Source organism: Mycolicibacter sinensis, assembly GCF_001673565.1.
In the GTDB taxonomy this organism is placed as follows: Bacteria; Actinomycetota; Actinomycetes; order Mycobacteriales; family Mycobacteriaceae; genus Mycobacterium; species Mycobacterium sinense_C.
The window spans coordinates 44641-52449 of sequence record NZ_LZMF01000082.1; the positions used below are offsets into that span (position 1 = coordinate 44641).

The window sequence follows — 7809 nt, forward strand, 5'->3', positions numbered from 1 at the left end:
AGAAGGGTATGAACGACATGACATCTGCGGCCCCTGGACCGCGCCCTTACTACGTGTCGACCGGCAATGAGGAGCAAGTCTTCAAAGCGGCCTACCGGCAAGGGCTGTCGATCGTGCTCAAAGGGCCTACCGGCTGCGGCAAGACCCGTTTCGTGGAGGCGATGGCCCACGATCTGGACCGGCCGCTGATCACCGTCGCCTGCCATGACGACCTGACCACCGCCGATCTGGTCGGCCGGTTCCTGCTGCGCGGCGGCGAGACCGAGTGGGTGGATGGGCCGTTGACCCGGGCCGTCCGCGACGGGGCGCTCTGTTACCTCGATGAAGTGGTGGAGGCCCGCCAGGACACCACCGTCGTGCTGCATCCGCTGGCCGACCACCGCCGCCAGCTACCGATCGAGCGGCTGGGGGTGACGCTGGACGCCGCACCGGGATTCGGCTTGGTGGTGTCGTATAACCCGGGGTACCAGAGCGTGTTGAAGGATCTGAAGGATTCCACGCGCCAGCGCATGGTGGCCATCGAATTCGGCTTTCCCGCAACCGACGTCGAGGAGAAAATCCTTGCCTGCGAGGCCGGCGTCGATCACGAGCGGGCCGCTGAGCTGGTCCGGCTCGGGCAGGCGATCCGCCGCGTGGAGACCGGCGGGCTGCGCGAGGTGGCGTCGACCCGGGTGTTGATCGCCGCCGGTCGGCTGATCGCCGAGGGGCTGACCCCCCGCGAGGCGGCCCGGGCCGCCGTCGCCGGCCCGCTGACCGATGACTCCCTGGTGGCCAGCGGCCTGGTGGAGATGATCGATGCGTACCTGCCGGAGAGGTGATTGACGGTCCGCGGGCCGCGCGCTAGGGTCTGAACAAATATTAGGTTCGTCACGGAGGCGAGATGTCCTACGAGAGCACCGCGGAACCGATCAAGATCGGTTATCTGATGGACTTCCGGCTCCCCGACGGCTTCCCGAAGAGCTATTTCGAAGACCTGACCCAACCGTTCGACCTGGTGTTCAAGCAGGCGACCGAACGGGGCCTGCTGGACCGGCCGATCGAGATCGTCTACCGCGAGGTCGAGGGTCTGCCCAAGGGTTCGGTCAAGGCCGTCATCGATGCTTACGGCGAACTCTGCGACGAGGGCTGCCTGGCGATCTTCGGACCGCACATCACCGATAACTGCGTGCCGACCCGCGAGGCGATCGAGGAGCGCTTCAAGGTGCCGTGCCTGTCGGTCACCGGATCCGACGAGGCGCTGGGGGAGTGGTTCTTCGCGTTTCCGCAGGGATCGCTGACCGATGAGCCGATCTTCTGGACGGACCTGCTGGCCAAAGGGGGGCACACCGAGGTCGGGGTGCTCAAAGAACAGTCGCTGGTGGGCGAAACCTATCTGAAGAACTTCCGCGAAGCCTGCCGGCGCAAGGGCATTCGGATCGTGGCCGAGGCGACGATCGCCCAGACCGCGCAAGACGTCTCAGCGGCGGTACGCACCCTGCACGAAGCCAAGGCTCCGGCGATCGTGCACTGCGGCTTCGGGTTCGGCGTAGTCTTCATCAACCCGGCGCTGCAGGAGCTGAACTGGGACCCGCCCCGTTTCACCTGCACCGCGTTCCAGAACGCCTGGATCAACCCGGTCATGTGGAACGCGTTCATGGGCTGGGTCGGTATCGACCAGTACGACGAGGGCAATCCGGTCGGTCAGGCGTTCCTCGACGAGTACGAACAGGCCTACGGCCGCCGCACCGAGTGGTGCGTGTCGGTGGTCAACCGCGACGTGGCGATGACTTTGGTGCGGGCCCTGGCCGACGCGCATCCGCTGAGCCCGCGCGGGGTCAAGGAAGCCCTGGAGCGGGTGAAGATGATGCCCGCCGCCTCCGGGGCGCCGGGCACCAGGGTGTCGTTCGGCAACTGGACGCGCCGCGCCTGGATGGGCGCCGGCTATCTGGTCGCTCGCAGACTCGACGCCGACGGCGTCAACTCCCATCTCGTCGACCGTTTTGGAGAGGAATAAGTCATGACCGCAGAGCAGACGGCGCCGTCGCCGACACGTCCGGCACCCGCGGAACCCCGTAAGGGATCGCCGTGGGTATGGGCTTGGGCGGCAGCCGGGTTCGGCTTCCTGGCCTTCCTGCTCGCCAACGCCGAAACCGGCCTGAGTTCGGATCGGGTTCGTAACTCCGCGGTCACCGAAACGCCGCCGTCGCGGCCGGTGCCGGTGCTGTTCGGGTTCGAGCACTGGCTCGGAGTCCTGGAGGCCTTCACCGTCGTGGTGATGATCGGCATCATCGTCACCTACGTGATCGCCTGGCGCCGGCATCCCTATCACCCGGTGTTGCTGATGGGCATCGTCACGACGTTGATCGTCTGGCAGGACCCGATCATGAACTGGGCGCCGTTCGCGGTCTACAACCCCGAGTTGCATCACCTGCCCGAGGACTGGCCGCTGGTGTCACTGTCCCCGACCGTGGAGCCGTTCGTGGTCCTCGGTTACATCATGTTCTACCTGCTGCCCTACTTCCCGGGGATCTGGCTGCTGCGCCGGATTCAGGCGCGCCGGCCCGTCGATTCCTTCGTGTGGCGCCACCCGCTGATCAGCCTGGCGTTCTGCATCCTGCCCTTCGGGATGCTGCTGGACGCGGCCCTGGAGATCACTCTGGTGCAGACCGGGATGTACATCTACTCCCAGGTTCCGTTCGGTTCGATCTTCGTCGGCCAGACCCACCAGTTCCCGTTCATCTTCGAGATCTTCGCGGTCAACTTCGTGATGGTGCCGGCCGGTGTGCTGCTCTATCGCGACGACACCGGCCGCACGGTGGCCGAAAAGTTGGCACAGCGGGCGAAGATCTTCGCCGGCCGCCCGACCCTGGGCATGTTCACCGTGATGCTGGTGCTGATCAACCTGGGCTACTTCTGCTACGGCGGCACCTTCGCCTTGGTCAAGGCGGCACACCTGTCCAACACCGTGGCCTGCGCCTGGCCGTACCCGGAGGCGAAGATCTATGACCCGCAAGGCTTCTACGAGAAGCAAGGCCAGCCCGGCCCGTACTCGGTGGGCATCTGGTCGACCTGGCTGAGCGGTCAACCCGAAGGGCGGCCGGACGTCGAGTTGGGCGCGGACGGCGACCGCTGTGGACCGGGCAATGGCTGATCCGCGCAGCGTCGTCATCACCGGCGCGTCGCGCGGGCTCGGGTTCGCGTCAGCGGCGCACCTGTACCGCAACGGTTGGCGCGTGGTGGCCGCGATGCGATCACCGGAACGGGGATTGCCCGCCCTGCGAGAGGCTACCGGCGCCGGCGACGACGATGCCCGGCTGATCGGGATCCCGCTAGATCTGACCGATGCCGCCTCGGTGGCCGCGGCGGCCAAGGCCGTCGAAGCAGCGGTCGGCGCCCCGAATGCCGTGGTTCACAACGCCGGGATCGCGGCGGCGGGGATGGCCGAGGAGACCCCGGCCGAGTTGTGGGAGCGCATGTTTGCCACCTCGGTGTTCGGTCCGGTGGCACTGACCAACGCGCTGCTGCCGACGATGCGGGCGGCCGGACGCGGGCGCATCGTCTTGGTGTCCAGCCAGGGCGGTGTGCGCGGGATGCCCGCGACCGCGGCCTACTCCGCGGCCAAGGGCGCACTGGAACGGTGGGGAGAATCGCTGGCCTGCGAAATCGCCCCGTTCGGCCTGGGGGTCACGATTCTGGTGACCGGAACCTATGACACCGAGATCATCACCGACGCCGGCACCACCGACTGCCGCGACTTCGCCGGGCCGTATGCGCGCCACCACGCCACGATGGACAAACGGGGCCGCTTGGCGATGAAGGTCGCGGCCCGCTCGCCGCAGCGGTTCGCGACCGGACTGGCCAAGGCACTGGAGTCCGGTGCTCCCTTCGTGCGACGCCCGGTCGGCCCCGACGCGCGAATGCTGTTGGCCGCCAACCGGTTACTTCCCGCAGCCGGGCTACACCAGATGATCCGACTGATGATGGGCCTGCCGCGGTTCGGGTCGTTGACGAAGGATGAGAATGGCTGAACGCCCCGAACCCCGGATGATGATCGACGGCAAACTCGTCGACGGACAAGCCGGCACGTTCACCAACATCAACCCGGCCACCGAAGAGGTCATCGGGGAGGTCGCGAACGCCTCCGCAGCCGATATGCAGCGGGCCATCGACGCGGCCCGGCGCGCCTTCGACGACACCGACTGGTCGGCCGATCCGGCGTTCCGGCAACGCTGTCTGCGGCAACTGCAGGAAGCTTTGGAAGCCGAGCAGGAGCAGCTGCGGGAGGAACTGATCGCCGAAGTCGGTTGCCCACGGGCGATCACCTACGGCCCGCAGCTCGACGCACCGCTCTCTGATGCGCTGACCTACCCGGCGCAGCTGATCGATGACTACCCGTGGGAGACGTCGCTGGGCGACGCGTTCGTCTCGGTGACCGGGGCCAACACCACCCGCAAGGTCTGGCGGGAGGCCGTCGGCGTGGTCGGGGCCATCGTGCCGTGGAACTTTCCGTTCGAGGTCACCATCCACAAGATCGGCCAGGCGCTGGCGACCGGCAACACCGTCGTGCTCAAACCCGCGCCGGACACCCCGTTCAACGGCACCCGCCTGGGCCGGCTGATCGCCGAGAACACCGATATCCCAGCAGGTGTCGTCAACGTGGTCACCGCAGCGGATCCGCTGATCGGCGAGGAACTGACGCTGTCGCCCAAAGTCGACATGATCTCGTTCACCGGATCCACCGCGGTGGGACAACGAATCATGGAAAAAGGCGCCGCGACCATGAAGCGGCTCTTCCTCGAACTCGGCGGCAAATCCGCCACGATCGTGCTCGAGGATGCCGACCTGGCGTTGGGCTGCATGATGGGCATTGCGCCATGTATGCACGCGGGCCAGGGCTGCGCCAACCCGACCCGCCTGCTGTTGCCGCGGTCGCGCTACGACGAAGGCGTGGCCATCCTGCAGGGCATCTACGAAGGGGTCGCCCCAGGCGACCCACAGGATCCGTCGACGTTGTGCGGTCCGGTGATCTCGGCCAAGCAGCGCGACCGCATCCGCGGCTACATCGACAAGGGCATCGCCGAAGGCGCCCGGATGCTGGTCGGGGGAGCCGAGGCGCCGGACGGGCTGGATCGCGGATTCTTCGTCAAGCCAACGCTGTTCGTCGATGTCGACAACGCCATGACCATCGCCCAGGAGGAGATCTTCGGCCCGGTGCTGGCGGTCATTCCCTACGACGACGAGGACGAGGCGGTGCGGATCGGCAACGACAGCCGCTACGGGCTGGCCGGCAACGTCATGTCGGGTTCGCTGGATCACGCGCTGGCGGTGGCCAAACGGCTGCGCGCGGGTTTTCTGGGCATCAACGGCGCCGCCGGTTACGGCGCCGACACCCCGTTCGGCGGTTACAAAGCCAGTGGCGTCGGCCGCCAGAACGGCGTTGCCGGATTCGACCAGTACACCGAGATCAAATCGGTCGCCTACCCGGCGGTTAGCGAGGCTCGACGGAGGAGAGCCGAAGCTGGACCGCCGAATCAACCTGCCGGGTAAAAGGAGCAACTGTGCAACTGTTCGACGACCTGGAGGACTTCGGCGCCTTCGACGACGTGGTCTCCGGGGATGTGCGCGATCCCTACACCGAACTGGCCCGGTTGCGCCGGGAGGAACCGGTGCAGCGCATCGACATGTCCGGGATGCCGCACGAGGAATCCAAGCCGGTGTTCATGGTGTACCGCCACGAGGACGTGCTGAAGATGTTGCGCGACAACGAGACCTTCTCGTCATCGATCATCATCGACACCTTCGGCGACGTGCTCGGCGAGCAGGTGATGCTGGGCATGGACGAGCCGGTCCACGGCCGGCACCGCGCACTGGTGTCCAAGGCGTTCTCGCCGAGAGCGGTGGCCGGCTGGGAGCACGAGTTGGTGCTACCGGTGGCCAACCTGCTGATCGACCGGTTCGCCGATCGCGGCCACGCCGACCTGGTCAAGGAGTTCAACTTCGAATATCCGACCCGGATCATCGCCCGGATACTAGGCCTGCCCGAGCAGGACTACGAGCAATTCCAGCGCTGGTCCATCTCGCTGCTGTCCTTCACCATCAACCCCGAGCGCGGCCGGGCCGCGTCGCTCGCCCTGCGCGACTATTTCGCCCCGATCCTGGCCGCCCGCCGGGCCGAGCCGCGCAACGATCTGATCAGCCGGCTGGCCGACGCCGAGATCGACGGGCAGAAGCTGTCCGACGAGGAGATCTTCTCGTTTCTGCGGCTGCTGTTGCCGGCCGGTATCGAGACCACCTACCGCTCGCTGGGCAACCTGCTGTTCGCGCTGCTCACCCACACCGATCAACTCGACGCCGTGCGCGCCGACCGGTCGCTGCTGCCCCAGGCCATCGAAGAGGGGGTGCGTTGGGACGCCCCACTGCTGACCATCACCCGGGTGGCCAGCTGCGACACCGAGCTGGGCGGGGTTGCCATTCCGGCCGGCTCCGCGGTGATGCCGATGCTGGGGGCGGCCAACCGTCAGGACGACCGCTATCCCAATCCCAACCTGTTCGACATCTTCCGCGAATCCAAAGTCCACGTGTCCTGGGGCCACGGCGCCCACGTCTGCCTCGGCAGCCACCTGGCCCGGATGGAGATGCGCGACGCGCTCGGGGTGATGTTCGACCGATTGCCGAACCTTCGCCTGGACCCCGACGGGGGCGACCCGCACATCCGCGGCCAGGTGTTCCGCTCACCGACCTCGCTGCCGGTGCTCTTCGATGCCCTATGACCCCGCTGCGGTTTGACGGACGTGTCGCCGTCGTCACCGGCGCCGGGCGCGGGGTGGGGCGCAGCCACGCCATGTTGTTGGCGGCCAAGGGCGCCCGGGTGGTGGTGGCCGACTACGGCGTCGGCATCGACGGCAGTGCCCCGTCGTCGACACCGGCCGACGAGGTGGTGCAAGAGATCACGACCGGCGGAGGCCACGCCGTCGCCTGCTACGCCTCGGTCGCCGAACCCCAAGGCGCACAAGCCGTCGTCGACACCGCGATCGAGCGGTTCGGCCGGATCGACGTGGTGGTCAACAACGCCGGCATCCATGACCCCGGCCTGTTCGGCGAGCTGACGGTCGAGCAGTTCCGCAGCATGATCGACGTGCACTACTTCGGCAGCGTGTTGGTCGCCCGGGCCGCCTGGCCGCACTTCGTGGCGGCGGGCTATGGCCGCATCGTCAACACGGTTTCCGAAGCCATGCTGGGCGGCATCTCCGAGCTGACCAGCTACGGCGCCGCCAAAGGCGCGGTGTTCGGACTGACCCGCAATCTGGCGACCGAGGGCAGCGCGCACGGCATCCGGGTCAACGCCGTTGCGCCGCGCGCCTACACCCGCATGTCCGCGTCGCATTCGGACTCCGTGGCGGCCCAGCTGTCCATTCCCAAAGAGATCATGGACACCATCAATGCCAGCATGCCTCCCGAATTATGTGCTCCGGCAGCGGCATTCCTGGCCCACGAAGACTGTCCGCTCAACGGCGAGGTGCTGCAGATCGGGATGGGCGGGGTCGCGCGCATCGCGGTGGTGCGCTCGGTGGGAATCACCAAGTCACCGCTGACCGCCGAGGACATCGCCGCGAACCTCGAGGAGATCATGAACCTTTCCGACGCCCAGGTGACCGCCGTCACCGAGATGGTGCAGTGACTAACGCAGGAGGCTCCCAATGAGCGACTTCGAGTCGGTCGACTTCTTCACCGACCAATCGTTGATCCCCAACCCGTACCCGTATTTCGACCATCTGCGGGCCAAGTGCCCGGTCACGGCGAGCACGCCCTGATGCGGTTCGTGCACGACCG

At 67.0% G+C, this 7809-nt stretch carries 7 protein-coding genes; all 7 read left to right on the plus strand.

The annotated features are described in order from the left end of the window. Nucleotides 1-8 precede the first annotated feature (8 nt). Complete coding sequence (locus A5648_RS13335; RefSeq protein WP_065025002.1) at nucleotides 9-818, plus strand: CbbQ/NirQ/NorQ/GpvN family protein; 810 nt, start codon at nucleotides 9-11, stop codon at nucleotides 816-818. A 62-nt stretch (nucleotides 819-880) separates the two neighbouring features. Beyond that, complete coding sequence (locus A5648_RS13340; protein ID WP_065025003.1) at nucleotides 881-1993, plus strand: ABC transporter substrate-binding protein; 1113 nt, start codon at nucleotides 881-883, stop codon at nucleotides 1991-1993. Nucleotides 1994-1996: 3 nt separating this feature from the next. Then, a complete protein-coding gene (locus A5648_RS13345; protein WP_065025004.1) occupies nucleotides 1997-3130 on the plus strand; it encodes a spirocyclase AveC family protein in 1134 nt (377 codons plus the stop codon). Beyond that, nucleotides 3123-4007, plus strand: coding sequence for an SDR family NAD(P)-dependent oxidoreductase (locus A5648_RS13350; RefSeq protein ID WP_065025005.1), 885 nt, complete (start codon nucleotides 3123-3125; stop codon nucleotides 4005-4007). Before A5648_RS13345 ends, A5648_RS13350 begins: the two co-directional genes overlap by 8 nt. A 16-nt stretch (nucleotides 4008-4023) precedes the next feature. Beyond that, a complete protein-coding gene (locus tag A5648_RS13355) occupies nucleotides 4024-5526 on the plus strand; it encodes an aldehyde dehydrogenase family protein (protein WP_065025017.1) in 1503 nt (500 codons plus the stop codon). Nucleotides 5527-5537: 11 nt separating this feature from the next. Next, on the plus strand, nucleotides 5538-6749 hold the full coding sequence (locus A5648_RS13360; protein ID WP_064854176.1) for a cytochrome P450: 1212 nt from the start codon (nucleotides 5538-5540) through the stop codon (nucleotides 6747-6749). Beyond that, nucleotides 6746-7657 carry an SDR family NAD(P)-dependent oxidoreductase gene (locus A5648_RS13365; RefSeq protein WP_065025006.1) on the plus strand — a complete coding sequence of 304 codons (912 nt, stop codon included), beginning with the start codon at nucleotides 6746-6748 and terminating at the stop codon, nucleotides 7655-7657. The genes A5648_RS13360 and A5648_RS13365 overlap by 4 nt, the downstream gene beginning before the upstream one ends. Nucleotides 7658-7809 lie beyond the last annotated feature (152 nt).

What these genes read in the sequence shown, in the direction of transcription:
- A5648_RS13335 (WP_065025002.1), top strand. Translation starts at nt 9, where the DNA reads ATGAACGACATGACATCTGCGGCCCCTGGACCGCGCCCTTACTACGTG.
- A5648_RS13340 (WP_065025003.1), top strand. Translation starts at nt 881, where the DNA reads ATGTCCTACGAGAGCACCGCGGAACCGATCAAGATCGGTTATCTGATG.
- A5648_RS13345 (WP_065025004.1), top strand. Translation starts at nt 1,997, where the DNA reads ATGACCGCAGAGCAGACGGCGCCGTCGCCGACACGTCCGGCACCCGCG.
- A5648_RS13350 (WP_065025005.1), top strand. Translation starts at nt 3,123, where the DNA reads ATGGCTGATCCGCGCAGCGTCGTCATCACCGGCGCGTCGCGCGGGCTC.
- A5648_RS13355 (WP_065025017.1), top strand. Translation starts at nt 4,024, where the DNA reads ATGATGATCGACGGCAAACTCGTCGACGGACAAGCCGGCACGTTCACC.
- A5648_RS13365 (WP_065025006.1), top strand. Translation starts at nt 6,746, where the DNA reads ATGACCCCGCTGCGGTTTGACGGACGTGTCGCCGTCGTCACCGGCGCC.